General features: G+C 57.5%; 28 protein-coding genes and 1 other RNA gene. 11 read left to right on the top strand and 18 right to left on the bottom strand.

The genetic code is table 11. From position 1 onward, the window contains the following. Positions 1-100 precede the first annotated feature (100 nt). Positions 101-1,219: an alanine dehydrogenase gene (ald, locus tag AC2T28_RS01845; RefSeq protein ID WP_486747238.1), complete on the bottom strand. Its 1,119-nt coding sequence runs from the start codon at positions 1,217-1,219 to the stop codon at positions 101-103. A 138-nt stretch (positions 1,220-1,357) separates the two neighbouring features. Between ald and AC2T28_RS01840 the strand changes: the two genes are divergently transcribed. Beyond that, positions 1,358-1,816 carry an Lrp/AsnC family transcriptional regulator gene (locus AC2T28_RS01840; protein WP_486747237.1) on the top strand — a complete coding sequence of 153 codons (459 nt, stop codon included), beginning with the start codon at positions 1,358-1,360 and terminating at the stop codon, positions 1,814-1,816. Here the strand turns inward: AC2T28_RS01840 and AC2T28_RS01835 are convergent, their stop codons facing one another. Then, positions 1,817-2,935, bottom strand: coding sequence for a leishmanolysin-related zinc metalloendopeptidase (locus AC2T28_RS01835; protein ID WP_486747236.1), 1,119 nt, complete (start codon positions 2,933-2,935; stop codon positions 1,817-1,819). Positions 2,936-3,138: 203 nt separating this feature from the next. Between AC2T28_RS01835 and AC2T28_RS01830 the strand changes: the two genes are divergently transcribed. The 3 genes from AC2T28_RS01830 to AC2T28_RS01820 all read left to right on the top strand — a co-directional run bounded on the left by AC2T28_RS01830 (position 3,139) and on the right by AC2T28_RS01820 (position 7,001). Further along, on the top strand, positions 3,139-4,725 hold the full coding sequence (locus AC2T28_RS01830; RefSeq protein ID WP_486747235.1) for a GMC family oxidoreductase: 1,587 nt from the start codon (positions 3,139-3,141) through the stop codon (positions 4,723-4,725). Between the two features lie 175 nt (positions 4,726-4,900). Next, on the top strand, positions 4,901-5,761 hold the full coding sequence (gene ppk2, locus AC2T28_RS01825; protein ID WP_486748001.1) for a polyphosphate kinase 2: 861 nt from the start codon (positions 4,901-4,903) through the stop codon (positions 5,759-5,761). Positions 5,762-5,843: 82 nt separating this feature from the next. Continuing rightward, positions 5,844-7,001 (top strand): cytochrome P450, encoded by a 1,158-nt coding sequence (locus tag AC2T28_RS01820; RefSeq protein WP_486747234.1) that lies wholly within the window; start codon positions 5,844-5,846, stop codon positions 6,999-7,001. 10 nt (positions 7,002-7,011) lie between these two features. Here AC2T28_RS01820 and AC2T28_RS01815 read toward each other — a convergent pair whose 3' ends face one another. The 4 genes from AC2T28_RS01815 to rpsU all read right to left on the bottom strand — a co-directional run bounded on the left by AC2T28_RS01815 (position 7,012) and on the right by rpsU (position 8,987). Further along, entirely contained in the window at positions 7,012-7,251 is a 240-nt protein-coding gene (locus tag AC2T28_RS01815; protein ID WP_486748000.1) for a YARHG domain-containing protein, read from the bottom strand. A 51-nt stretch (positions 7,252-7,302) separates the two neighbouring features. Beyond that, on the bottom strand, positions 7,303-8,061 hold the full coding sequence (locus AC2T28_RS01810) for a caspase family protein (protein WP_486747233.1): 759 nt from the start codon (positions 8,059-8,061) through the stop codon (positions 7,303-7,305). Beyond that, positions 8,015-8,278 (bottom strand): caspase family protein, encoded by a 264-nt coding sequence (locus AC2T28_RS01805; RefSeq protein ID WP_486747232.1) that lies wholly within the window; start codon positions 8,276-8,278, stop codon positions 8,015-8,017. The genes AC2T28_RS01810 and AC2T28_RS01805 overlap by 47 nt, the downstream gene beginning before the upstream one ends. Before the next feature lie 502 nt (positions 8,279-8,780). Beyond that, positions 8,781-8,987, bottom strand: a complete 207-nt coding sequence (gene rpsU / locus AC2T28_RS01800; protein WP_008207378.1) for a 30S ribosomal protein S21 — start codon at positions 8,985-8,987, stop codon at positions 8,781-8,783. Between the two features lie 128 nt (positions 8,988-9,115). Between rpsU and AC2T28_RS01795 the strand changes: the two genes are divergently transcribed. Together AC2T28_RS01795 and AC2T28_RS01790 are read left to right on the top strand one after the other, a co-directional pair. Then, positions 9,116-9,817 (top strand): COQ9 family protein, encoded by a 702-nt coding sequence (locus tag AC2T28_RS01795; RefSeq protein ID WP_486747231.1) that lies wholly within the window; start codon positions 9,116-9,118, stop codon positions 9,815-9,817. A gap of 238 nt (positions 9,818-10,055) precedes the next feature. Next, the gene (locus AC2T28_RS01790) at positions 10,056-11,042 is read left to right on the top strand and encodes an NAD(P)H-quinone oxidoreductase (protein WP_486747230.1); all 987 of its coding nucleotides are present in this window, start codon (positions 10,056-10,058) and stop codon (positions 11,040-11,042) included. Positions 11,043-11,070: 28 nt separating this feature from the next. Here the strand turns inward: AC2T28_RS01790 and AC2T28_RS01785 are convergent, their stop codons facing one another. The 3 genes from AC2T28_RS01785 to AC2T28_RS01775 form a co-directional block, all read right to left on the bottom strand. Continuing rightward, positions 11,071-11,514: a GNAT family N-acetyltransferase gene (locus AC2T28_RS01785; protein WP_486747229.1), complete on the bottom strand. Its 444-nt coding sequence runs from the start codon at positions 11,512-11,514 to the stop codon at positions 11,071-11,073. A 185-nt stretch (positions 11,515-11,699) separates the two neighbouring features. Next, complete coding sequence (locus AC2T28_RS01780; RefSeq protein ID WP_486747228.1) at positions 11,700-12,557, bottom strand: DUF2189 domain-containing protein; 858 nt, start codon at positions 12,555-12,557, stop codon at positions 11,700-11,702. Between the two features lie 213 nt (positions 12,558-12,770). Continuing rightward, positions 12,771-13,418: a ribonuclease T2 family protein gene (locus tag AC2T28_RS01775; protein WP_486747227.1), complete on the bottom strand. Its 648-nt coding sequence runs from the start codon at positions 13,416-13,418 to the stop codon at positions 12,771-12,773. 131 nt (positions 13,419-13,549) lie between these two features. On the opposite strand from AC2T28_RS01775, the gene AC2T28_RS01770 reads away from it, so the two are divergent. After that, positions 13,550-14,326: a DUF1013 domain-containing protein gene (locus AC2T28_RS01770; protein WP_486747226.1), complete on the top strand. Its 777-nt coding sequence runs from the start codon at positions 13,550-13,552 to the stop codon at positions 14,324-14,326. 125 nt (positions 14,327-14,451) lie between these two features. Next, the gene (locus tag AC2T28_RS01765; RefSeq protein WP_486747225.1) at positions 14,452-15,948 is read left to right on the top strand and encodes an amidase; all 1,497 of its coding nucleotides are present in this window, start codon (positions 14,452-14,454) and stop codon (positions 15,946-15,948) included. Here AC2T28_RS01765 and recR read toward each other — a convergent pair whose 3' ends face one another. The 4 genes from recR to AC2T28_RS01745 all read right to left on the bottom strand — a co-directional run bounded on the left by recR (position 15,949) and on the right by AC2T28_RS01745 (position 18,997). Further along, on the bottom strand, positions 15,949-16,545 hold the full coding sequence (gene recR, locus AC2T28_RS01760; RefSeq protein ID WP_486747224.1) for a recombination mediator RecR: 597 nt from the start codon (positions 16,543-16,545) through the stop codon (positions 15,949-15,951). It abuts the gene before it with no gap. Next, positions 16,542-17,564 carry a TraB/GumN family protein gene (locus tag AC2T28_RS01755; protein WP_486747223.1) on the bottom strand — a complete coding sequence of 341 codons (1,023 nt, stop codon included), beginning with the start codon at positions 17,562-17,564 and terminating at the stop codon, positions 16,542-16,544. The genes recR and AC2T28_RS01755 overlap by 4 nt, the downstream gene beginning before the upstream one ends. Before the next feature lie 59 nt (positions 17,565-17,623). Further along, entirely contained in the window at positions 17,624-17,968 is a 345-nt protein-coding gene (locus AC2T28_RS01750) for a YbaB/EbfC family nucleoid-associated protein (protein WP_486747222.1), read from the bottom strand. A gap of 78 nt (positions 17,969-18,046) precedes the next feature. Beyond that, positions 18,047-18,997, bottom strand: a complete 951-nt coding sequence (locus AC2T28_RS01745; RefSeq protein WP_486747221.1) for a GlxA family transcriptional regulator — start codon at positions 18,995-18,997, stop codon at positions 18,047-18,049. A gap of 67 nt (positions 18,998-19,064) precedes the next feature. On the opposite strand from AC2T28_RS01745, the gene AC2T28_RS01740 reads away from it, so the two are divergent. Beyond that, positions 19,065-19,610 carry a cysteine hydrolase family protein gene (locus tag AC2T28_RS01740; protein ID WP_486747220.1) on the top strand — a complete coding sequence of 182 codons (546 nt, stop codon included), beginning with the start codon at positions 19,065-19,067 and terminating at the stop codon, positions 19,608-19,610. 26 nt (positions 19,611-19,636) lie between these two features. Here the strand turns inward: AC2T28_RS01740 and AC2T28_RS01735 are convergent, their stop codons facing one another. Next, positions 19,637-21,430, bottom strand: coding sequence for a DNA polymerase III subunit gamma/tau (locus tag AC2T28_RS01735; RefSeq protein ID WP_486747219.1), 1,794 nt, complete (start codon positions 21,428-21,430; stop codon positions 19,637-19,639). Between the two features lie 193 nt (positions 21,431-21,623). Here AC2T28_RS01735 and AC2T28_RS01730 point away from each other — a divergent pair, with 193 nt between their 5' ends. Further along, positions 21,624-22,151, top strand: coding sequence for a protein-tyrosine phosphatase family protein (locus tag AC2T28_RS01730; RefSeq protein WP_486747218.1), 528 nt, complete (start codon positions 21,624-21,626; stop codon positions 22,149-22,151). 41 nt (positions 22,152-22,192) lie between these two features. Here the strand turns inward: AC2T28_RS01730 and AC2T28_RS01725 are convergent, their stop codons facing one another. Next, positions 22,193-22,585 (bottom strand): hypothetical protein, encoded by a 393-nt coding sequence (locus AC2T28_RS01725; RefSeq protein WP_486747217.1) that lies wholly within the window; start codon positions 22,583-22,585, stop codon positions 22,193-22,195. 50 nt (positions 22,586-22,635) lie between these two features. After that, positions 22,636-23,211 (bottom strand): TetR/AcrR family transcriptional regulator, encoded by a 576-nt coding sequence (locus AC2T28_RS01720; protein WP_486747216.1) that lies wholly within the window; start codon positions 23,209-23,211, stop codon positions 22,636-22,638. 72 nt (positions 23,212-23,283) lie between these two features. On the opposite strand from AC2T28_RS01720, the gene AC2T28_RS01715 reads away from it, so the two are divergent. Next, a complete protein-coding gene (locus tag AC2T28_RS01715) occupies positions 23,284-24,174 on the top strand; it encodes an alpha/beta hydrolase family protein (RefSeq protein ID WP_486747215.1) in 891 nt (296 codons plus the stop codon). Positions 24,175-24,195: 21 nt separating this feature from the next. Here AC2T28_RS01715 and rsgA read toward each other — a convergent pair whose 3' ends face one another. Together rsgA and ffs are read right to left on the bottom strand one after the other, a co-directional pair. Next, positions 24,196-25,221: a ribosome small subunit-dependent GTPase A gene (rsgA, locus tag AC2T28_RS01710; protein WP_486747214.1), complete on the bottom strand. Its 1,026-nt coding sequence runs from the start codon at positions 25,219-25,221 to the stop codon at positions 24,196-24,198. A 217-nt stretch (positions 25,222-25,438) separates the two neighbouring features. Beyond that, an RNA gene (ffs, locus tag AC2T28_RS01705) (signal recognition particle sRNA small type) lies at positions 25,439-25,537 on the bottom strand. Positions 25,538-25,572: the final 35 nt, after the last annotated feature.

Here is a 25,572-nt window from a genome sequence, read left to right as displayed (position 1 = left end):
ACGTTCGGTAATCGAACGTTTTTGGGGCTGATGGGCACCTCAAAATAGAAAACGGCCCCCACTTGGTAACAGCGGAGGCCGAGATTTGATGGGGTTGCTGTTACTGTTTGACAGCGATGCTAGGCGAGACCACGTCGATGCCCAGAGCCTTACCCACAGCGTAGTATGTCAGCTGACCGGCGTGCACGTTCAACCCGTTCAGCAGGTGCGCATCGTCGGCACAGGCCTGACGCCAGCCTTTGTTGGCCAGGGCCAGCATGAACGGCATGGTGGCATTGCCCAGGGCGATAGTCGACGTCCGTGCAACCGCACCCGGCATGTTGGCAACACAGTAGTGCATGATGCCGTCAACGTTATAGATCGGGTCGCCGTGTGTGGTTGCCTTGGAGGTCTCGAAGCAACCGCCTTGGTCGATGGCCACGTCAACGATGGCCGCACCGGGCTTCATTTCAGACAGTTGGGCGCGTGAGATCAGCTTGGGTGCAGCGGCACCTGGGATCAGAACCGCACCGATAACCATGTCGGCCTCACGAACCAGGTCCAGTGTGGCACCGGCAGTGGCGTATTGGTTTTTGAAGTCACGGCCGAACACGTCGTCCAGATACTTCAGACGGTTCAGTGAACGGTCCAGAACGGTGACATCTGCGCCCATGCCGGCGGCGACTTTGGCTGCGTGGGTGCCAACAACACCGCCGCCAATGACAACAACCTTGGCCGGTGCAACACCAGGAACGCCACCCATCAGAACGCCGCGGCCTCCGTTGGCCTTTTGCAGGGTCCAGGCGCCAACCTGTGGGGCCAGACGACCGGCAACTTCGGACATTGGCGCCAGCAGAGGCAGGCCGCCACGGTCGTCGGTGACTGTTTCATAGGCAATCGCAGTACAGCCGCTTGCCAGCAGGTCATGTGTCTGCTCGGGATCTGGGGCCAGGTGCAGGTAGGTGAACAGCAGCTGGTCTGGGCGCAGCATCTTGCGCTCAACCGCCTGGGGTTCTTTGACCTTTACGATCATGTCCGCAGTGGCAAAGATTTCCTCGGCGGTGGCGATGATCTGTGCGCCAGCGTCGATGTAATCGGTGTCAGGGAAGCCCGAGCCCAAGCCGGCGCCTTCCTGGATAACGACGTCGTGGCCGTGGTTGACCGCTTCGCGGGCAGCGTCAGGTGTCATGCCAACGCGGAACTCTTGTGGTTTGATCTCTGTGGGGCAGCCGATTTTCATGGGTTTTTTCCTCCAAAAACTTGCCCTGATACTAGGAGCATCATAACAGAAAATGCTGCTTTTTTGTGCAGAATAAAAACCTGTGCTTGGAAGAATCTTCGGCTATAAGGTGGTATCTTAGCAAGGATCTTCGAGCAAATGTCACTTGATCAAACAGATCGCCGAATACTTACAGTGTTGCAAAAGCAGGGGCGGATTTCTAACGCCGACCTGAGTGAATTGGTTAACCTTTCGGCATCCGCCTGTCATCGTCGCGTGCAACGCCTTGAGAGTGAAGGCTATATTCGCGACTATGTGGCGTTGCTGGATGCCCGTAAAATGCAGGTGCCTAGCACTGTGTTTGTTGAAATTACCCTGTCGGGGCAGGCTGACGAGGTGTTGGATGCGTTTGAGAAGGCCGTTTCGCGAATCCCTGATGTGCTGGAATGCCACCTGATGGCAGGGACGGCCGATTACCTGCTGAAGGTGGTGTCAGAGAATACGGATGATTTTGCCCGCATCCACCGCCAATATCTGGCGCGGCTGCCCGGAGTGGCGCAGATGCAAAGCTCGTTTGCTTTGCGGACCGTGTTTAAGACCACCGCACTGCCTGTTTGATCAGGCAAATAGGTCTAACAGAGTATCGGCGGGGATCACGCCAGAGGCGTCGTTGTTATCGGTACTGTCGTCGATGACGGTATCGTAGCCCATATCTTCGAGTGCGGCGATTGTCATGTTGGACATGTAATTGCTGGAATTGATGTATCCGGTCATGATTTCATTGCCAAACAGTGCCTCGTCCCAATGTCCGCCTGCTGTACCTGGCCCGCCATCCGTTTCGATCAACACGCCGTTGGCAGACCCGCTGTCCGATGCAGCTTCGGTTGTCAGTTCTGTGTTGTAGTAGGTGGTGGCATTTGTGCCAGTGAAACGCATCTCACCGCTAGCGACCGATCCTGAAGTTAGCCCCATCAGGTCCCACATGGTGCCAAAGCCCAATGTGTGCATCATTTCGTGCAGGACGATGCCAGTCCATAATCCGAGGTCGGCAAAGGTTTGGGCATCGGCGATGTCAAACTCCATAATCCCGGCGGCAGGCAGATAGTTTACGGTGCGGTACACCGTGGGGCCAGCCTGTCCCAAAATGCCCCCGGCACCATCTATCTCGGTGAGTGTGGCCAAGATGGTTATGTCATCGGTTGCGTAACGGCCTCGTGGAATATCGGCGATGTCGCCAAGTATGATGCTGCTAAGGTAATCGGCGGCTTCGATGAACGAGGCTTGCAAGTCAGCGGTCCAGGTGCCTGAAAACTCGACCTCGATGTTGAAGCTGGTGGCCGCGTCGCCTCCGCTGACATACCGGTCCAGCACCGAAGGATCGCCACCACCTCCGTCGTCGTCTTTACCCCCTTTACCGTTTCCTCCACCGTTGCCACCTCCGGCGCCTTCGGGTTTGGCGTGGGTGGGGGCATCGGGCAGGGTTTCGGTTTGTTGACCAGTGCGTTGGCCGTTGGACAGGGCGAATACCAAGCTGTCGGACAATGCAGATGTGTCTTCTTGGAGAGTGGCATTTAGGCTTACTTGCTCCGCTGTTTCCTGACCAAATTCGAAGGTAGAGACAGAGGCTCTGGAAAAGACAAAGACATCATCGTCTCTGGTTTCTGCATCGTTGTTTGCGGGTGACTGATTGAAACCCTGCAGGCCCAATGCACCGGGGTAAAATGTGGAGATTGTCATGGCCAACTCTTGCCGCCTCTAGTTTGGGGCACGTCGCTGTGCGTCGCGTTACATACAGCTGTTAATGTAGCCTGTTTGTTGGGAGTTCCAAAAAAAGGATCGGTGAAATTTGGTGCGGAGCAAGAATAGGCACGTATCATCAAACCGCATCTGTTGTCTTGTTTAGGGATGTGCTCTGATGCCGCAAAATGGCGGAGGCAGGCATGGACTGGGACTATATCGTTGTGGGCGCGGGAAGCGCAGGCTGTGTGCTGGCCAAACGCTTGAGTGAGGCCGGGCACCGGGTGCTGCTGCTAGAGGCGGGCGGCAAGGATAACTACCACTGGGTGCATATCCCGATGGGCTATCTGTACTGCATTGGCAATCCACGCACCGACTGGATGTACAAAACCGCCGAAGAACCGGGATTGAATGGCCGGTCGTTGATTTATCCACGTGGCAAGGTTCTGGGTGGGTGCTCATCCATCAACGGAATGTTGTACCTGCGCGGGCAGGCGGCGGATTATGATGGTTGGCGTCAGCGGGGAAATTTGGGGTGGGGCTGGGACGATGTGCTGCCCTATTTCAAGAAGTCCGAGGATTATGTCGAAGGCCCGTCTGAGATGCACGGCGAGGGCGGTGAGTGGCGGGTTGAGAACCAGCGGCTACATTGGGATGTGTTGGACCATTGGTCCGAGGCGGCGCAGGCCTGGGGGCTACCGCATGTCACAGATTTCAACACCGGCAACAACGAAGGCGTGGGCTATTTTCGTGTGAACCAGCGCGGCGGCTGGCGGATGAACACGGCCAAGGCGTTCTTGCGTACCACATCGGGTGAGAACCTGAAGGTCGAGACGCAGGCGCATACCCGGCGGATTTTGATTGATCAGGGCCGCGCCGTTGGGGTCGAGTATGAACAGGGAGGGCAGGTCAATGTGGCGCGGGCCAAGGGCGAGGTGATCCTGTCGGCTGGGGCGGTGAACTCACCGCAGATCCTGCAGCTGTCGGGGCTGGGGCCGGGTGATTTGTTGCAGGAGCATGGGATAGAGGTGCTGCGGGACATGCCTGCGATTGGGGCAAATTTGCAGGATCACTTACAACTGCGCTGTGCCTGGCGTTTGACCGGAGCCAAGACGTTGAACACGCTGGCGAACTCGCTATGGGGGAAGGCAAAGATCGGGTTGGAATATGCGCTGAAGCGGTCGGGGCCGATGTCGATGGCGCCCAGCCAGTTGGGGGCATTTTCCCGTTCGCGGCCGGATCTGGAAACCCCGGATCTGGAGTACCATGTGCAACCCCTGACACTGGAAGCTTTTGGTCAGCCGTTGCATGATTTCCCTGGGCTGACGGCCAGTATCTGTAACCTGAGGCCTGAGAGCCGGGGCACGGTGCAGATTACCTCGGCAAATCCGAAGGATGCTCCGCGCATTGCGCCGAATTACCTGTCTACCGAGGGCGATCGGCAGGTGGCGGTTGCTGCTATCCGGCAGGCGCGTCAGATCATCAAACAGGGACCGATGCAGCGCTATGCGCCTGAGGAGATGAAGCCCGGTGTGGCCTCGGACGAGGAAGCGGATCTGGTTAAGGCGGCAGGGGATGTGGGAACAACAATTTTCCACCCAACCTGCACGGTGCATATGGGGCCGGATGACACCGCGCCGCTGGACCCAGCGCTGCGGTTGCGTGGGGTCAAAGGGCTGCGGGTGGTGGATGCCAGTGTGATGCCGACAATCACCAGCGGTAACACCAATGCGCCGACCATCATGATTGCAGAAAAAGCGGCGGATATGATCCTAGCTGCTGCCAGATAAGGGGTAATCCTCGCTTTCGGGTTGAACCTTGGGCGTTTTCCGGTTTCCCTAGGGGGATCACCAAAACCTGCGTTCCCAACACGGCTTGGCAGCCTGTGTTAACCCAAAGGAGTCCCAAGTGACCCGCGAAGATGACAGCACTACCCTGGATTGGCTGGAAGATGAACTTCAGGACATGCTGGACGAGGGGATCGAGTTTGAATCCGCTGAGCCGATGTTGACGATGGAGTTGCGCAAGATTTACCGCGCACAGCATCCTGAGATGTTGGATCGAAGTGTGTACTTTCGAAATCTGCTTCGGTTGCAGGCTGAATTGATCAAGCTGCAGGACTGGGTGGTGAAGACCAAATCTAAGGTGCTGGTGATCATGGAGGGGCGTGATGCGGCCGGCAAGGGTGGGGTGATCAAGCGGATCACTCAGCGTCTGGACCCACGTGTGGCGCGGGTTGTGGCGCTGCCAGCCCCCAGCCGTCGTGAGCAGAGCCAGTGGTATTTCCAACGCTACGTGCCCTATCTGCCGTCAGGTGGTGAAATAGTGCTGTTCGACCGGTCCTGGTACAATCGGGCCGGTGTGGAGCGGGTGATGGGGTTTGCCGACGAGGATCAGGTGGAAACCTTTTTCAAGGATGTTCCTGAATTTGAACGTATGCTGGTGCGCTCGGACACAATTGTGCTGAAGTACTGGTTCTCAATCACCGACGAAGAGCAGCAGTTGCGGTTCATGATGCGCATTCACGACCCGATGAAACAGTGGAAACTATCACCGATGGATCTAGAAAGCCGGATCCGTTGGGAACACTATACCAAGGCCAAAGAAGATATGCTGGCGCGGACCAATATCCCCGAAGCGCCGTGGTATGTGGTTGAGGGCAACGACAAGAAACGCGAGCGGTTGAACTGCATAGAGCACTTGTTGTCGCAGATCCCCTATACTGAAGTGTCCAGCGAGAAAGTCGAACTGCCGGATCGCGAATATAACCCCAAGTATGAGCGCCAAGTTTTGCCGGATGAGCTGTATGTTCCTAAGGTGTATTGAGCAGCGCAAACGGTGCGTGCAAGCACGCACCCTACACGTGACGCCGCTGGCTGCGCGGCTTTGCCCTGGGCGGGGATGAATGATGTCTGCGGCGCCGCAGTTTGATGTCGATCTGGCCGCGTTTTGGCAGGATCCCTATCCGGATTTGGCAGAGATGCGGGCGCAGGCTCCGGTCGTCTATGTGCCACAGTTTGGTGCCACGCTGATCACCCGTCGCGATGATATCTTTGCTCAGGAAAAGAAGGTCGAGGTGTTCTCGTCCGAGCAGTCCGAGGGCTTGATGACCCAGCTGATGGGGCAGAACATGATGCGCCGGGATGGGGTGGATCATATGGGTGAGCGCCGGGCGATTTTTCCGACGGTATCCCCTAAGACCGTACAGCGACATTGGCTGGCACAGTTTCGTGCGGCAGCGCAGACTATTTTGGATCGGCTTGCGGAGCGCCCAGGATGTGATCTGGTGCGGGACTATGCGATGCCGCTGTCGGCTGAGGCGTTGAAACTGGTCACAGGGCTGACAAATATGAGCGCGGTGGAAATGGACCGGGTCAGTCAGGGAATGATTGATGGCTGCGCCAACTACGCTGGCGACGCAGACGTCGAAGCAAACTGCCACGATTGCACAGCTTCGATTGATCGGCACATTGACGAGATGCTGGAGGCCGGAGAGGTGCCGGAGCTTTCGTTGTTGGCTGTACAGCAGCAGGCAGGGCTGAGCGAGGCGCAGTTGCGGGCGAATATCAAGCTGGCAATTTCGGGTGGACAGAATGAGCCGCGAGACGCCATTGCGGGCACGGTTTGGGCGTTGTTGCAGCATCCCGCGCAGTTGGCGGATGTGCGGGAAGGGCGCGCGACCTGGCTGCAGGCCTTTGAGGAATACGCGCGTTGGATGTCGCCGATTGGCATGTCGCCCCGGCAGGTGGCGCAGCCTTATGAGCTGTACGGAGTGACGCTGAAGCCGGGAGACCGGGTTTTCCTAATGTTTGGGTCGGGCAACCGGGACGAGAGGGTATTTGCCCGCCCCGATGCGTTTGACCTGCATCAGGATTGCAGCGCTGCCATATCTTTTGGGGCCGGGCCACATTTCTGCGCCGGGGCCTGGATCTCGAAGGCGTTGATTGCCGAGGTTGCGCTGCCGATGTTGTTTGACCGCTTTCCGGATCTTCATCTGACCGGAGGGGCGAAATTTGGCGGCTGGGCTTTTCGCGGGCCGCTGCAGGTGCCGGTGAGCTGGGCATGAGTGAATACCGCTAGCGACAGCCTTGGGCGCTTTCCAGTGATTTGAGGCGTAGGACTTCTTGGCGTTCGGCTGATGTGAGCGGGATTTGACCGGCAGGCAGGCCGACCCGACAGCCCTGATTTGAAAAAGCCCGACGGCCGCGTGCACTTTGGAAGCAATAGACGTTGCTGGCAAAAATTGTGTTTCGCTGCATCCACAGGCTGTCGCAGCTCTGCGGTGTTGGGGCTGTTCTGACACCTGTGAAACGAATCCAGTTTGAATGCGCCCAGCCCTGTGCTCCGGATGCAGTGCGGACATGAAACTAGACACCGTCTTGGCCCAGAACCTGAAGGCGGGTGCCTTCGGTCATCTTCATCAGGCGGGCAGCTGAGGAGGTTGTGCCGCTGCGCAGGGCAAGAAAGCCGTCTCCGTTGGGATCCAGTCTAGCAACTTGGTGGGTAAACGGCCCTGAGGCCGGCGGTTGTGGGATTGCGGCGGGCGCTGGCGCGATTGACGGCGTGGTCTGGGACTGGGTGGGAGCCGCACGTCCGGCCAGAAAAACCTGATCGATCAGAGACGAGTTCTCCCAAGGGATTTGAATGCCTCCGGTCTGTTGGAACACGTCACGGCGCACCTTGCGCATGACTTCGTGCAGGTCGTCATCAGTTGAGGGCAGGTGCTGCAGAAGGGCCTGGGTGAACGGACTGTTCCGACCAACCCCATCCTGGGCCACATTGCCAGGTTGCGTTGAAAAGGCGATGAAGGAGCCGACGCCCGCATCCACCTTGGCCAACCCTCGTGACATGCCACCGATAGAGCGGGGGGTGCCGGGGAGGCTGATTGGGTTGTTGCGACAGGCATCAAGGATGATGATATTGCGGTCGGCCTTGCTCTCCATTAAGGCCAGTATGGTCTGGAGTTTTACCGAGCTGTTGCGAATTGTATCAAGATCTGTGGCTTGTGCACCAACCGGAGAGAGATAGTTCTCGGCCCCCAGTTGGACAGCGTGACCGGCATAATAGAACAGGGCAATATCATCGGGTGCGAGTGATTTTTGAACCTCTTGTGTCAACGAGAGCATTTCGGCGGGGGGTTAGATCGAGACCAAAGCTGACACGGAAGCCAAGGGATTGCAGCGTTCTGGAGATGTCAGTGGCGTCATGGGCGGGATTGTCCAGATCGTTAAAGCCCGGATTAAGATAGTCGGAATTGCCAATCACAAGGGCGACCCGCTCACCTGCAATTGATGCGGTGGCCCAAAATATTCCGGTACATAGTGCAAACAGATGACGGATCATTCAGTTCGTCCTTCTGGGCATGGCAGCGGTCAGAGCAAAACGGTTTGGCCAAATGTATGAGTGTGGCGGTCTTTGGCATTTTGCCCGATGGGTCGAAAAGACTTTGGTGCCTCGGCAGGGGATAGGCTGAGCTTAGTGCGAATTAGCCCCGAAACGACCGCAGCCTTGACCAGATGTTTCAAGGTGACCGCTTTTGTCGAGGGGGGCGGTCAGCTTCGGGATGAGGGCGACAGATTTGGGGGTGCTAGTCGGCCCAAGCAGCCAAGAGCGGGGGAGCCAGTGGCTGCTGACGTTGACCATATTGGCGCGTATTTTGATCCCAGTGTGCAATTTTTGCGTGTGCAGGCAAAGATCCGCCGGATCTGTGGGGCTTGATTGGCACAGGCTAGAAATGCAAACCCCCGAGGTTTTGCCACGGGGGTCGTTTATTCTTGATTGCTGATCACGGCCACTTGTGTGGGAGGCATCACCAAATTGTGCTGTCCAAAGCCGGACGGGCTGCTTAGAGCATGCCTTCGCGCTGTGCTTTCTTACGTGCCAGTTTACGGGCACGGCGGATCGCTTCAGCTTTTTCGCGTGCTTTTTTCTCGGACGGCTTCTCGAAATGTTGCTTGAGCTTCATTTCGCGGAATACGCCTTCACGCTGCAGCTTTTTCTTCAGGGCACGAAGCGCCTGATCGACATTGTTGTCGCGAACACTAACCTGCATGTGGTTTTCACCACCTTTCTAAGTTGAGTTGCAAGGATTTGCAGGAAGTGGCGCTATAGCAAAACGCGTTAAGTTTGTCTAGTTAGGTGCCATTGGTCTCAACGGCCAGATCAGCAAGGAGACCCCAGATGAGTGCGGAACAAAAGAGATCGCAGGACACCATCAAGATGGCCTTGTTGGATGCCGCACTGACGCATGTACCCTTTGATGGCTGGACCGAAGCGACGTTTACGGCGGCGTGTAAGGATGCGGATGTGGACGAGGTGCTGGCACGGGCCTTTTTCCCACGTGGAGCGGTTGATCTGGCACTGGCCTATCACGCGCGGGGTGACGCGCTTATGCTGCAGCGCCTTGAGAGTGAAGACCTGACAGGTCTGCGATTTCGCGACAAGATTGCGGCGGCTGTTCGGTTCCGGTTGGAAGCAGTGGACGACAAAGAGGCGGTGCGGCGCGGCACCACAATGCTGACCCTGCCGCACTATGCCGCCGATGGGGCCAAAGCGATCTGGGGCACCGTGGATGCGATCTGGAATGCGCTGGGCGATGGATCGGATGATATCAACTGGTACACCAAGCGGGCTTCGCTGTCGGCGGTCTATAGCGCTACGGTGCTGTACTGGTTGGGCGATGACAGCCTGGAGCATCAGGGCACTTGGGACTTTCTGGATCGGCGAATTGACAATGTGATGCAGTTTGAAAAGCTGAAGGCGCAAGTTCAGGCAAATCCGCTGTTGAAGCCATTTCTGGCAGGACCCAATTGGTTGGCGGAACAGGTTAAACCTCCCAAGGCTGCGGATGACCTGCCCGGGACCGTGAAGACGCCTCATTAAGGGGAAAGTCTGCTCGAAACCCAAACGCTCCCGCCCGTCGTTTGGGCATTGGAAATGCCCGCCTCCCGTTGGGCGTGGCACCGCGCGTGCGCAGTGCCGCGCCCAAGGCCACAAGGGGGATCGGCATAGCCGATGCACCGCGTGGGGGCGGGAGTGCTTGGTGTTGCATTGCAAGTGTTACCGTATTTGCAGGAACGCGTGGGAGTGCTAGGCGTGGGGCCAACAGAGAGGTTCCCGGATGACTGACACGATGCGCGCGATTGAGATTACCACCCCTGGTGGCCCAGATGTTCTGCAGCTGACAGAGCGTCCGGTGCCTGAAGCCAAGCACGGACAGGTGGTGATCAAGGTGGCCTATGCCGGGGTGAACCGCCCGGATGCCTTGCAGCGGGCAGGGGCCTATGCGCCGCCTCCGGGGGCGAGTGATCTGCCTGGGCTAGAGGCCTCGGGTGAAGTGGTGGCTGTTGGCGCTGGTGTCAATGAGTTTTCAGTTGGGGATCTGGTTTGCGGCCTGCTGCCGGGTGGCGGTTATGCCGAGTATGTGGCCACCCCTGCGGCGCATTGTCTGACGGTGCCCAAGGGATTGGATCTTAAGCAGGCGGCGTGCTTGCCCGAGACCTTTTTCACCGTTTGGTCGAATGTGTTCAGCCGTGGTGGGCTAGAGGCCGGAGAGCGATTTTTGGTGCACGGCGGATCCAGCGGCATTGGCACAACGGCGATCCAGTTGGCCAATGTGCTGGGCGCGCGGGTGTTTACCACCGCCGGGTCGGATGAGAAGTGCCAGGCCTGTCTGGATTTGGGTGCCGAGCGAGCGATCAATTACCGGGACGAGGATTTTCTCGAGGTGCTGCGGGCCGAAGGTGGCGCCAACCTGATCCTCGACATGGTGGGTGGTGATTATATTCCGCGAAATATCAAGACGCTGGCGAATGATGGACGGTTGGTTCAGATCGCTTTCTTATCGGGACCTAAGGTCGAGTTGAATTTTGCCCAGATCATGATGCGCCGACTGACGATAACCGGATCGACGTTGCGACCACAAAGTGATCTGGCTAAAGCGCGGATTGCCGATGAATTGCGCGAGGTCGTCTGGCCACTGATCGAGGCCGGGCGAATTGCGCCGGTGATGGATAGCGAGTTTGCATTGGAGGATGCCGCTGCCGCGCATGCCCGGATGGAAAGCTCGGGGCATATTGGCAAGATTGCGCTGAAAGTGGCGGGTTAGAGCGCGGATCGTTCTGAGAGGCCGCGCCTTAAATGTTCTTTTCCAGACGCCACATTTTGAGCGGTACGTGCCCTTTGCGAACGCCGCTAAGATCTACGCTGAGTGTGTTGACAACGTTCCAGCCGCACTTGGAATAGAAGACACGTGCAGGGTCGTTGCCGACAACCACTGTCAACCATGCGCGCGAAAATGCATTTTGCCTGATCCGGTTTTCGGCGTCCGCCAGGAGCGCCCGACCTAGGCCTGTGCCTTGGTGCTGTTGTGCCACAAAAAGCTGCGCAACCTCGTCATGTTCCGTCATGCAAAGGCCCGTGGGGTGGCCTTGGGCCCCAGCGATGCGCACTTGACCGCGGGCCTTGGTTAGACGTTCTTCAAACCGTGCAAGCGAACTTTCTTGGGCGGGATAAGGTGGAACGAGGTGGTCATGGGCCGCGTGCCAGCCGCCGTGCCATAGTTTTGCAGCGGCTTTCATATCTTCTAAGGCTAATGGTCGAATGCAATGTTGCTTTGTTTTCAAGGTATAAATCTCGGGCTATTTGCTGGGCGTTGTTCGGCCTTGGAAATCAAAAAAATGAGTGTGAAGCGATAATGGCTCTCTGGCAAGATAAGGGGAGGCGCTTGGCCTCCCCACAACTCACTTGGCAAGGTGTTTTGGCGCTATTCTACGGCGCGGCGATACAGGTGCCAGGTGGCGTGGCCAAAGATGGGCACCACTACAACCATCCCCAACAGGAATGGAAGCGCGGCGACCACTAGGCTGGTGCCGATCAGCGCACCCCAAGTCAGTGTCACGAAAGGGCTGGCGCGCAGAACCTTGACTGATGTCGCCACAGCAACTGGCAGGCCGACGTGCCGGTCAAGGAGCAATGGAAAAGACACCACGCTGATGGCCAGAGCGGCCAGTGCAAACAACGCACCAAGGCCACTGCCAACGATGATCATGGCCCAGCCCGCTACAGTGGTGAATGTGGCGCTGACAAAGGCGCCTAGTGACGCGGGAGGTTCTGGGCCCAGGGTCCATGCATAAATGGAATTGGCACAGATCAGCCAGACAAAGAACAGTGCGCCGAGATAGATACCAAGCATCAAGATCGCACCGAAAGAAGGAGAGCGAATCACATCGAGGGCATCCATCCATTTCGGCTCGAACCCCGATTCACGGCGGCTGGACATTTCATACAGCCCAACAGCAGCCACCGGGCCAACAATGGCAAACCCCATGATCATAGGCACCAGCAATGGTAGCAGGTTCATTGAGAACCCCATAACCACCATCACGAGCCCGATCAGTGGGTAGAATAAAACCAAGAACATGGCGTCGCTGCGACATGCGGCAAAGTCATCGACACCGGCCTTGAGCGCATATTTCAGGTCGGACATCTCCAATCGTCGAACTTTGGGCATTTCGCGAGTCATTTCGCTGCCCAATTGCTCGACTGAGGCCGAGATATGGTGGCTGGTGGTTTCAGCGTGCTGGAACAACCAGCTAAGTGGGTTCCCTATTGTCTTTGGCATGAGCGGGCTCCTTTCACTGTCCATGCGGAGAGTGCCGTCTGGCAGTCACTCAGGCAGTCACCGGGCGCGGCACTTGGTGTAATGGTAGAGCGATGAAAGCGGATTTCCTGCTTGTGGCTACAAAAGATAAGGTGAACACCCAAATTTGTTGGCAGAGGTCAGAAACCTCTGCCGCGATCGAGTAAGCGGATACTGGACGAACCTGTTTTAGAGCTACCGAACAGGCGTAAACCTCGCGTTCTTTAAACGGCAGTCCTGGATCACGTCCCGCCCACAGGGGACGGGATCCAGGTCACGTGACAGGCAAATGCGGGCTTCCTGGATGTAGCCATCGCGACAGGTCACGGTGAACATGTCCTTTTCCAGATTCGGATTGGCCTTCAAGAAGGCTTCCTCGACCAGGGTGGCCGGAAAGGTAACTTCTTGATCTAACTTGCGGAAAACAGCGGGGCGTTTGATGCGATCATAGGCCTCACGCATGAGATCATAGTAGCTTTGCGCGGCGAGTCCTGAACAGGTGCCGTGTTTCTTCCATTGGTGCCAGGCCAGGCCCGGGCTGCCCATGATATCGGTCATTTCCCCACTCATTCGGCGCGAGGGCGGCGCCGTGGCGGTGGGGCAATAGCTGGGCCAGCCGCGGTGGAACTGAGGCCAGAGCCCGTGCAGGGTCCAGCCATAATCGTGGCGGTCATCACATTGATCAGAATTTCGCGCGTCGCCTTCGAGTGTACACCAGTTTGGTGACCAGCTGAGCGCGAGGACGTAATAGTCGAACTTTCCGGCCTTTTCGCCATCGGCCTGGGCTGGTGTTGTGGTGAGGGCGCCAAAGGCCAATCCGAGGGCTAAAATCAAGCGATGCATTCTGCTCTTCCTTTATAGAAACATCGCGACTATATAGGGTTCAAGTTCCCCGACAATGGAAACCAGACCCCAAAGGCGGGGCAGCCTATTTCAGGCGGCGGGGAAGATGTGTTGTAAATGGAGAAAAGCACATGGCAAAACCGTTGATGGCCAAGGCAACCGCTGTGTGGCTGGTGGACAATACCACCATCAGCTTTAAACAGATTGCAGACTTTGTTGATCTGCACGAGCTGGAAGTACAGGGTATCGCTGATGGCGATGTGGCGCAGGGCGTAAAGGGGTTCGACCCGGTCGCCAACAACCAGCTGACCCAGGAAGAGATCACTGCAGCCGAGGGCAACCCGCTGCATAAGCTGAAGCTTAAGTTCTACGCTGCTGCTTCGGGCGAAGAAAAGCGCCGTGGTCCGCGTTACACACCGCTGTCCAAGCGTCAGGACCGTCCGGCCTCGATCTATTGGCTGGTTAAGTTTCACCCGGAACTGGCCGACAGCCAGATCTCAAAGCTGGTGGGTACAACCAAGCCAACAATTCAGGCGATCCGTGAACGCACCCATTGGAACATTGCCAACATTCAGCCGGTTGATCCGGTGGCGCTGGGTCTATGTAAACAGTCCGAGCTCGACGCGGCCGTGCAAAAGGCCGTGGCCAAGAAGGCTGCCGAAGGTGGCGTGATGAGCGATGACGAGCGTCGCAAGCTGGTCAGCACTGAGCAGTCGCTGGAGATGGAAGCTGAGCCTAAGATCCCAAGCGGTATGGAAGGCCTGGAAGCCTTTACCCTGGGTGGATCTGACGCGCCTGCAGCTGAAGAGAGCACTGAAGAGAAAGTGGATGCCGACAGTTTCTTCAACCTGCCAGCAGGTGATGGTGATGAAGACGAGGATGATAACGAACACGATCCTCGGTTCTGATCCAATTTGAACCTACACAGAGACCCGGCCTTGCGCCGGGTCTTTTTGTTTTGGCGTGCTTGAATTACCGCGCTGTTCTCATAAGTTGATTTTACTGTTTTGAGTATTTTGGAGAGTGCTCCGTGATGAACCGCCGTGCATTTTTAGCGACGTCAACCGCAGCATTGGCTGTTTCAGCAGTGCCGGGAGCTGCGCAGCGTATTCCTCAACCGGATGATCCGTTTATCAAGTATGATGCGCTAGGGATGGCGGAACTGGTGAAGTCGGGAGAGGTTTCGGCAGCTGAGTTGACCGAGGTTGTAATACGGCGGGCCGAGGCGTTGAATCCAGCGCTGAACTTTATGGCAACACCTACCTTTGACCGGGCGCGAAATAAGGCCGCAGGCGCATCACAAGAGACCCGGTTTGCGGGCGTGCCGGTGCTGGTCAAGGACATGGTGGATTTTGGCGGGATACGGCGCACCGATGGGTCGCGCTTTCTGGCAGCTAATATTCCTGCAAAGTCGGTTGCCTATACCGCTGCCCTAGAGGCATCAGGCCTGAACATCATTGGTACAACAGTAGTGCCCGAGTTTGCCAATGGGTTGGACAGCGAGCTGTATGGTTCAGCGCGCAATCCTTGGGATCTGGAGTATTCTTGCGTCGCGTCTAGCTCAGGCTCGGCCTGCGCGGTTGCTGCAGGTATTGTTCCGCTCGCGCATGGAACGGATGGTGGCGGCAGCAACAGGTTGCCGACCAGTGCCTGCCACCTGTTTGGCTTCAAGCCAAGCCGCGGGCGGATGTTGTCAGGCGAGGTCAATGGTGGACATGATGTGTTTAAGACCAATGGGCCAATTTCACGAACCGTGCGGGACGCCGCCGCGATGCTAGAGGTCTGTGAGGACCCCAATGAGGCTTTGGCGCCAATGGGGTTTGTCGAAGGGCCTGATACTCGTCGACTACGGATAGGGTATACGCGGCAGGGGGCGAGTGGGTTTGAACCACCCGTTGCTGCAGTTGCCACAGTTCAGGATAATGTAGCAGCTCTTTTGCAAGATCTTGGACACGAGGTGGTTGAGATCGACCACCCGATAAATGGCGAGGAATATGCGCAGAAGTTCCGTTGGGCTTTTCTGCCCAAATACGCACCGATGCTGGAACGTGCCATGCAGATCAGTGGGCGGGGACCGCTGGAAACTGGGCTGCTGTCTCACGTGGCGGCGACGATGATGATGGAAGGGCTGGCATATACCCCTGATGAAATCTCACAGGGGCTGGCCTATTTTGACGGCATGGCCGAGATTTACGCTGGCGTGTTCTCTGAATTCGATGTGATCTTTAGTGCGACCTCTCCGGTGGAAACGCCCAAGTATCGATCCATCCGGCACCAGGATGACTTTGCCCATAAAGGCGCGGAGCTGGAGCATATCCTCAGCATGACCTCACCCGTCAACGCCGTTGGCGACTGCGCGATGAATGTGCCACTTGGGTTCTCCGTTGAGACTGGAATGCCAGTTGGTTCAATGTTCCATGCCCCACTGGGGCAGGATGCGATGTTGTTGCAACTGGCTTACGAGCTTGAGCAGGCGCGGCCCTGGGCAGATCAGTGGGCGCCGTTTTCAGCGGCACATATTCCGACTTGATCAGATCTCTTTCCGCGCCCGCATTGCGGCGGTGATGGTGCCGTCGTCCAGATAGTCCAGCTCGCCGCCAATGGGCACGCCCTGTGCCAGGGTGGTCAGCTTGACCTGATCCTGCAGCTGGTCGGCGATGTAATGGGCGGTGGTTTGGCCGTCGATAGTGGCGTTGAGGGCCAGAATGACCTCGCTGATCGCCTCGGCCGGGACCCGGTCTACGAGCCGTGGGATGCGCAACTCTTCTGGTCCAATTGCATCCAGGGCTGACAGGGTGCCGCCTAACACGTGATAGCGGCCTTTGAACACGCCTGCGCGTTCCATTGCCCAGAGATCACCCACGTCCTCGACGACACAAAGTTCGCCATTGGAACGGGCCTCATCTGTGCAGATGTCGCATATTTCGGTTGTGCCCACATTGCCGCAGTTCAGGCACTCGCGGGCGCTGATGGCGACCTGGCTCATCGAATCGGCCAGTGGGGTCAGCAGCAACGCACGTTTACGGATCAGGTGCAAAACCGCGCGTCGTGCGGATCGTGGACCAAGGCCGGGTAGCTTGGCCATCAGCTCGATCAGGATTTCAATGTCGTCAGTGTTATTGCTCATTCCCGCGTCTCTTCGGCTAGATCGTCCGGAGTCTCGCCGGGCAGAGGGATGCGGGACACGGAGAAACCGGCCTGCCGCAGAAGTTCGACCATGCCCTGTTCGCCGGGCAAATGGAATGATCCGATCGCCATAAACAGCCCGCCCTGTTGTAAATCGGGTAGGGCAGTTTCCAGGAACGTTTTGTTACGTTGGTTCAGCAGGTAGTCGTCCGTCCGCTGCAGGTAAAGATCAGCCAGCTCCTCGCCATAGATCTGGGACAGGTAGTGGCGATCCCACTGGCTTGCGAGTGCCAGTTCACCCTGCAGGTAGAACGCGAAGTATACTGCCCGGCTGTCTGTGCCGTACTTTGGGTCCAGATAGGCGCCTAAGACGGCGAGAATTGAAAGGGTCGTGTCCTGATTGCGTGGGTCTTGCAGGTGGTTGTTCAGCGAATCGGCCTCTTCAAGGCCGAGGATTGTTGCACCGCCTATCAGCCCGAGGGTTTGGATCAAGCTGTCCTGATCCGGTACAATTCTGGCAGCGAAGTCGTCGCAGGGATTAGAGAACAGGTTTTCCACCAAATATGGCAGGGTAAGATAATCGGCAGCATCACGACCCCAACCAAGACCGTCGAGACGGGTGCGGATCCAGTCGATGATCACCGGATCCAGCCCGGAGCTGTCAAAGTTGTAGATACTGTCAACGGGGCGGAACAGTTCTTTTTCCTGATGTGCACGGATCGCTTGGCGCGAGGCAAACACCGGATTGAATTCCAGCGCTACGACCCGGGCATCTGCAATCCGCTTTTGCACTATGACCGGAAGGTCCAGAATAAGCGGGGCATTTGAGTGCATCGTACCCCACAGGTGCGAGACGGCGCCATCTGGTGATTGGATACGCCAGAACCGACCATTGGGGTTAGGAGATTGTGCGGCCTTGGTTCGCAGTTCGGCCAGTTGCTCCTGCGAAAAAGCCTGTGGGTCAACCTCTGCCGAGGTAACCTCACAGGCTGCACGGGTCGCCCATGACTGGGCCTGCACGGCAACAGGCGACAGTATTGTCAGAGCGAACAGCAGGGGTTTCAACACGGATTTCAACTTTAGAACGGCAGCTTGACGTCCTTGGGCAGGCCCATGCTTTCGGTCAGGCGCGCCATTTCTTCCTGCGCCTTGTCAGCAGCTTTGGTCTGGGCGTCTTTAATGGCGGCAAGGATCAGGTCTTCGACAACTTCCTTGTCGTCGCCGTTAAAGATCGATGGATCGATATCCAGAGCTTTCAGCTCACCCTTGGCACTGGCGGTTGCCTTGACCAGACCAGCCCCGGATTCGCCGGTAATCATGACATTGTGCAACTCGTCCTGCATCTGGGTCATCTTGGTTTGCAGTTCTTGGGCTGATTTCATCATCTTGGCCATATCGCCAAGACCGCCGAGGCCTTTGAGCATTAGTTCTCTCCTACAGGATGGTTTTGCCTGTTAAATACGGCCGTGCCCCCTGCCATTCAAGAGGAAAGCGGGGTTCAATCAGCTATGGATCGATGTTGAAGGGCGGATATGGAACCGGCGTCGATAGGCCCCAGGGCTAAGGCCAGTGCGGGCCTTGAAAACGCGAGAAAACGCCGACAGGTCCTGATAGCCGACAGTCCAGGCGATTTCACCGACACTGTCGCCGCCGCGTTCCAATGCGGCGCGGGCCTTTTCAATCCGCAGGGCCTGCAGATAGGTGGCGGGGGGATAGCCCGTAGCTGACTGAAATCGGCGCATGAAGGTGCGCAGAGACATGCCAGCCAGCTCGGCCAGCTGCTCGGCCTGCATTTGATCTTGGACATGTTGTTCCATTTGGCGCTGTACGGTCAGGATTTGCATATCGCCATGGCTGCGGTTGGGGCGAAAGCTGGAATAATGGCGTTGCTCGCGCCCGGCAGGGTCGATTAGCAAGTGTCGCGCCAGCCGCGAGACAGCATCGCTGCCGTACCAACGCCCAGTTAGATGCAGGCCCAGATCCAGCCAGGCCATCAGCCCTCCGGCGGTGATGACGTCGTGATCGTCGATCAGTATGTGCTCGGGGCGCAGGTCAACTTTAGGAAAAACGGTTCTAAATGGGTCTTCGAGGGCCCAATGGGTGGTCGCGGGGCGAGCGTTTAGCAGGCCAGCATGGCCCAGCCAAAAGGCACCGGCACAGACGGAACAGGCCAGTGCTCCAGTGTGATGCTGGGTGACGGCCCAATCTAATAACTGCGGTGCATCGGTGCCCCGACTGCCGTCTATTGAGGGCGGGAAAACAAAGGCGTCACAGGGGCGGGTGTCTGGATCGACAGAGTCTATGATACGGATTTCAGGGCCCGATTGATCATTTTGTAAACTTGGAAGCAAGGCGAACATGTCCGTCAGCCCCCATAGGGCCGAACGTTGGACGCTGGGGTAGTTTATCAAAGCGATAATCGGATTTGGCGTGATCGGCATATCTATTGTCATATCTGCCAATCGCGCTGCGGGTCAACCTTGGTCAAAAAGGCTGAGAAACAGCATCAAGGAGAGACCGATGCCCAAGACTGCTCTGATTATTGTGGATATCCAGAACGACTATTTCGACGGTGGCGATTGGCCGCTACACCAGATGGAACGTGTTTCAACCAACGCCGCTAGCTTGTTGGCCAATGCGCGGGAAAAAGGTAACTTGGTGGTTCATATCCGGCATGAAAATGCCTCACCCGAGGCTCCGTTTTTTCGGGCCGGAACGGTCGGAGCCGAGATCCACGAGTCAGTGGCACCAAAAACAGGCGAAGCAGTGTTGACCAAGGCGCGTGCCAACAGCTTCCATGACACAGGTCTGTTGGATCTTCTGCACGAGGCCGGGATTGAAGCCGTCACCATATGCGGCGCGATGAGCCAGATGTGCATTGATGCCACCGTACGTGCGGCGGCGGACTATGGGTTCCAAGTCACTGTGGTCAAGGACGCCTGCGGTGCCAAAGAAATGGCGTTTGACGGAGTTGAGGTAAGCGCCGAGCAGGTGCATGCAGCGTTTGTGGCCCCATTGGCGATGGGGTATGCCAAAGTCGTGACAACAGCCGATTTGCTCACTTGATTCGATTGAAATCTGGGGGCGGCTGGTTAGCCGTCCTCAAACGGATCCCATTCATCCTCGACCTCTGGCAGAGCATCGGCGGCAATCTCAGCCTGAAGCTCTTCGGCGGTGCGGATGCGGGTGATCTTGGCCTTGGGGAAACTCTCCAAAACTGCCTGTACCAGCGGGTGGGCCGTGGCCTCGGCGCGCAGCGCGTTTTCGGCGGCGTCGTTTTTCTCGGCAATAGTCTGGGCATCGCCGTTTGATACGATTGACACGGCCCAACGGCTGCCAGTCCAGTTCTGCAAGCTGGTTCCCAAGCGCGCCGCCAGGCTGGCAGGGGCGCTGTCCGAAGGGGTAAACTCGATCCGTCCGGGTTGGTACGAGACCAGCCGCACTCCGGTTTCTACCTCGACCAACAATTTCACATCGCGGTTGGTGCGGATCAGTTCGACCACGTGTTCAAAGCTGGGATAACGGGCCAGCGCGGCATCGGCTTGTGGGGCTAAGGCCAGCGTTGTGCCGTTGCCACTAGACGCAACAGGGCCTGCGGTGCCAGAGGGACCGTTGGTTTGCATGCTACCCATGGGGGCGCCGCCACCGGTTGCCATTCCTCCGCCCGGTCCGGATGGGGGCATAGGCGGTGGGGTGGGCATGTCCTGCAATTTGCGCACCAGCTCTTCGGGGCTGGGCAGATCTGCGACATGGGTCAGGCGGATCACCGCCATTTCAGCCGCCATCATGGCGTTGGGCGCAGCCGAGACTTCCTCGAGCGCCTTGAGCAGCATCTGCCACATTCGGGTCAGCACCCGCATCGGCAGGGCCTCGGCCATTTTGCTGCCACGGGCTCTCTCATCTGGTGAGACTGTGGGGTCTTCGGCTGCGTCCGGGGTGATTTTCACCACCGAAACCCAGTGGGTAATCTCGGCCAGATCGCGCAGCACCGCCAGTGGGTCTGCGCCCTCGGCATACTGCGCGCCGATTTCGGTGAGCGCAGCGGCGGCATCGCCGCGCAGGATCATGTCGATCAGATCCAGCACCCGGCCACGATCGGCCAGTCCCAGCATGGCGCGCACTTGGTCGGCGGATGTTTCGCCGGCGCCATGTGAAATGGCCTGATCCAACAGCGAGGTCGCATCCCGGGCCGAGCCTTCGGCGGCGCGGGTGATCAGGGCCAAGGCGTCTTCGGAAATCTGCGCGCCTTCGGCGCTGGCGATTTTGCTGATCAGCGCAATCATCACCTCGGGCTCAATTCGGCGCAGGTCAAACCGCTGGCAACGCGACAGCACTGTCACTGGAACCTTGCGAATCTCGGTGGTGGCAAAGATGAACTTCACATGCGACGGCGGTTCTTCCAGCGTTTTGAGCAACGCGTTGAACGCGCTGGTCGACAGCATGTGGACCTCATCGATGATGTAGATCTTATAGCGGGCCGAGGCGGCGCGATAGGCGACGGAATCGATGATTTCACGGATGTCGCCGACTCCGGTGCGGCTGGCAGCATCCATTTCCATCACGTCGACGTGGCGACCTTCCATGATGGCGGTACAGTGCTCACACACACCACAGGGTTCGGTTGTCGGGGTACCGGTGCCATCTGGGCCGATGCAATTCATCCCCTTGGCAATGATCCGCGCGGTAGTGGTTTTCCCGGTGCCGCGAATGCCGGTCATGATGAAGGCTTGGGCGATCCGGTCAGCCTCGAATGCATTTTTCAGCGTTCGCACCATGGCGTCCTGACCAACCAGATCGGCAAAGGTCTCAGGGCGGTATTTTCGGGCTAGGACCTGATATTGGCCGGTTCCGGTATCATTGCCTGCGTCGGTGGTTGTGTCGCTCATGTGTACTCGTGCCGGATTCGGGGTCATTCTGGTTTTGCTTAAGGTAAGCAAGCTGGACCGCTTCGTCCACCGCTGTTGCAGATCGGGCAGGCGAAGGTCGAAATTGTTTTTGCGCAATCTCTAGGCGGCGTTACAGTCGTGCCGTGGATCAGAGAAGAAGAATCCCGGGATGTGGTGGTAACGAGGTGCGGTGATGCAGTTTGAAAGCAAGGAACAGCAAGGTGGGGCGCTGATGATCCACGCTCTGTCGGTCGCTGATGGCATTTTGGCGCTCTGTCCGTTGCCTGGAGCTGGAGGGGATTACTTTGGGGACTTGGATCATATCCATGACTGGAGACCTGGACTGGTAATTTCCATGACGACCGAGGCGGAACATGCAGCGGTGGGTGGTTTGACACTTGGAACCGACATCCAGAGTATGGCCAGCCGTTGGGTGCATTTGCCAATTCCGGACTTTAGCCCGCCACCGCCCAAGATATTAGCCCAGTGGCCTTCGGTTAGTCACATGGCGCGCAAGGCGCTGGTTGGCGGTGGGCGGGTGCTGGTGCATTGCCGCGGTGGCTGTGGCCGATCTGGGATGGTGGTGCTGCGCCTAATGATCGAATGCGGCGAACGTCCAGAGTTGGCGCTGGCGCGGTTGCGCAGTGTGCGGCCTTGTGCCGTTGAAACGCCCGAACAGATGCAATGGGCCTATGGGCCACGCCGCCAAGCCCATGACTAAGGCGGATAGCAGCCTGGTTCAGGCTGGCAAAAACGCGGGAATTAGTGTCCGGTTTGTGGCGCGCTGGGAATAACAGCCTTGGCTTGAACCACAGCGCAGGGGCGCTCTGCACAGGGCCCAATAGCGTTTCCATAAGGGCCTGCCGAGAATATGGCGTCTGCAAACTGATTCAGCTGTTGGACGTCGGCGGTTTCAGATACGCCGCAATGGATGCGAATACGATCATGGCTGGCCGAGTATTGAGCCGTACAATCGCGGCTGCACCCAGTGAGTTGCGTGTGGCCGGATTTTTCGAAAAACGGGGTCGTGGTTTTACTCGCCGTAGAAAGTGCCTTGGTTAGGTTTTCCAGCATCCGCAGGGCGATTGGGCAAGTGCGCTTGGTACGCAGGCAGGTGGTTGCAGCATAGTTGTAATTGTCTTTGGTCAAAATCATGACGCCGTGGCTAGCGGCTAGGGGCTTACCGTGTCAACAATTAACTCGCCTTAAAGTCGTGCAGGAAGGGCGCGCAGTACATCCGAGTCGCGACGTACACGAGCCAACTGCCATCCGCCTTGGAGCAGTATGTAGAAATGTTGTGCCGTGGCTTGTGCTTCGTCCTTGGTGTAGCCTAGTCGCTGTGCGTGGTATTCCACTTCTGTAATCCAGCCTTCGAACAAATGAGCTGCGTGGTCTTGGAATTGTTCGTTATCGGGGCCTTCAAACAGCGTCGATGAAATTGGGCATCCGCACCACTTCCCAGCAGAATCAAATATATCTGCCAGCTTATGGCACAGTATTTCTGCCCCAGCGGCAAAGGTGGCGGAAGGTTCGAAACAGGCGGCAATAAGCTGCAAAATCTGGTCCGACGACCAGGTGGCAGAGGCCATTGCCAAGTCTGACTTTCCGTTGGGAAAGTGGTGATAGAGCGATCCTTTGGGGGCGTCGGCTTCTGCTAAGATCTCGGCCAGGCCAACCCCGTGATAGCCCTTGTTGCTGAACAATAGGGATGCGGCGCGCACAAGGCGTTCCTTGGTTGGGCGCGGCTTGGTGGCGGGTTGAGGGGTTGAGGCAACATTCATTTTGGCAGCTTGACACACCTAGACCAATTGGTCCAGAGATGCGAGTAGACCAAATGGTCTAGGAGGATTGACGTGCTGGATTTTGAAACTTTTGACCCGGACGAACAGGTCAAAATTGACGCGGTTAAGTTTGCTGCAGGCAATGCCCAACTGGCCGGAACACTGTATCGGCCAAAGGGTGTTCCCACGGCGGCTGTGGTTCTGAATGGGGCTACAGGTGTGCCGCAGCGATTCTATCGCCACTTTGCTCGTTGGTTGGCTGCGGAACGGGGCATGGCCTGCCTGACTTACGATTACAGCGATTTCGGAGCCTCGGCTCAGCGCCCTTTGCGGCGGTCAGATGCCACCATGGCGCGTTGGGCAATGGTAGAGCAGCCAGCGGCGCGGGACGAGATGCGGCGTCACTACCCGCAGGCTCCGATATGGGTGATTGGGCATTCTCTGGGTGCGATGTTGATGCCATTGCAGGACGGGATCGAGGACATCTCACGTATGATTGTCATTGCCGGTGGGCTTGTTCATCACAATGACCACCCATGGCCCTATCGTGCCTTGGCGCTTAGCTTTTGGTTTGGGCCGGTGCCGCTGGCCGTGAAAATGATGGGATATCTACCCGCCAAGGCGCTGAGACTGGGTGAGGACCTGCCTGCCAGTGTGTATTGGCAATGGCGCAAGTGGTGCACCACCCCAGGTAGCTATCTGCCCGAAATTGGTACCAATTTGCCGCTGCCAGATTGGCAGAGCTGGGACGTTCCGGTGGATTTGTTTGCGCTGAGTGATGATGATCTGATCCCGCCGGACTGTGTCTGGCGGTTGGGGGATGTGTACGGGGACGTGGAGCAAACCCGAACCGAGCTGAACCCCAAGGACTTTGGATTGGACAAGGTTGGGCATCTTGGGATGTTTGCGCGACGCAATTCAGTACTGTGGCCAACACTGGTGCCAGAACAAGGCGCGCCCTAAGGGGCGCACCTTGTATTAGGGTTAGTACCCTTTGCGTCCTTTGTGGGCGCGTTTCATGGATTTGACCATTTTTCCGAAGCCCTTGTCGCGGCGGCGGGACTGCATCAAGGTTTCGGAATTGCGTTCCTCGTCGTGGTGCAGCTTTTTCCAGCGATCAAGGCGGGCCTGCTCCAACTCTCCGGATTTTACTGCAGAGGTGACCGCACAACCAGGTTCACCGCTGTGCGCACAATCACTGAAACGGCAGCCCTGGGCGAGCTCAAACAGATCCGAGAAGACCTCTTCAACACCTTCATCAGCGTCTTTAATCCGCAAGGCGCGCATGCCCGGAGTGTCGATCAGCCAACCGCCATGCACCATGCGCCGCAAGTAGCGCGCTGTGGTGGTGTGTCGACCCTTGGCGTCATCCTCGCGGATGTCGCGCACCGCATCGGCACTGCCGGTTAGCCCGTTGGTCAGGGTTGTTTTGCCAACACCAGATGACCCCACCAAGGCAGCGGTTTGGCCGGGTTTAACCCAGTCGAGCAGTTGTTTGAGATCTTCGGGATCTTTGGCATTCAAGGTCAAAACCGAGAGTGCAGGTGCAAGGGATTCAGCCTTGGCACGATAATCCGCAGCGTCTTCTCCAACATCAGCCTTGGTCAAAACCACCACCGGGTAGCAACCCGATTGATGCGCCAGTGCGAGATAGCGCTCTAGCCGGGCAAGGTTGAAATCGGCGTTGCAGGATGTGGTGATGAACAGCACATCCACATTGGCGGCTATCAGTTGCACGCGGGCGTCCGTGCCGGCGGCACGGCGGCTTAGTTCTGTGTGTCGTTCCAGCCGTTCGCAAACTTGGTTTGCGGTGTTCGCCAGCACCCAGTCGCCAACCGCAAACTCGCCGGTCAGGCGATCGGGAAGCAGTTGGATTTCACCATCTGGGGATAAGCCAGTCAGTTTGTCGCGGTGAACCGCTGAAATGCGATAGGCGGTCAGGTCGCTGTCTGCGTCCTGTTGAGATTGAAAAAAGGAAGACCAACCAAGGTCAGTATAGCTAAGCGTCATGGCTCTGCCTGTATTTGAACATAGAAAGACCAGTGCAGTGGCGTAGGCGCACTACAACGGGGGAAGTTCAGGCAGGGGTTTTGGCTGATAGCCAGATCAGAAACGCGCTGCCCGAAGGGTCTTTGCTACAATCATAAAATCCTCCGTCAGGCTTCTGGAGCGTGGCTCCGGTTTCTGCAAGCTCGGTTGCCGATCAATCAACGGCACCCGAGGGTGTAAGTGAGAGGCTGGACATCGACCCAAGCGGGGCTCGTTGTGGCTGCTTCCTTCCGGATCTGACCAGGTTGGCGAGGCGCTTGCCCGCGCCAACCTCTCGAATCCCGATATAGGGGCCTGTTAAACGAAAGACAA

It is taken from the genome of Parasedimentitalea nitratireducens (assembly GCF_057444295.1).
The sequence above is the reverse complement of the archived record's forward strand: the minus strand, read 5'-3'. Positions and strand labels throughout refer to the sequence as shown.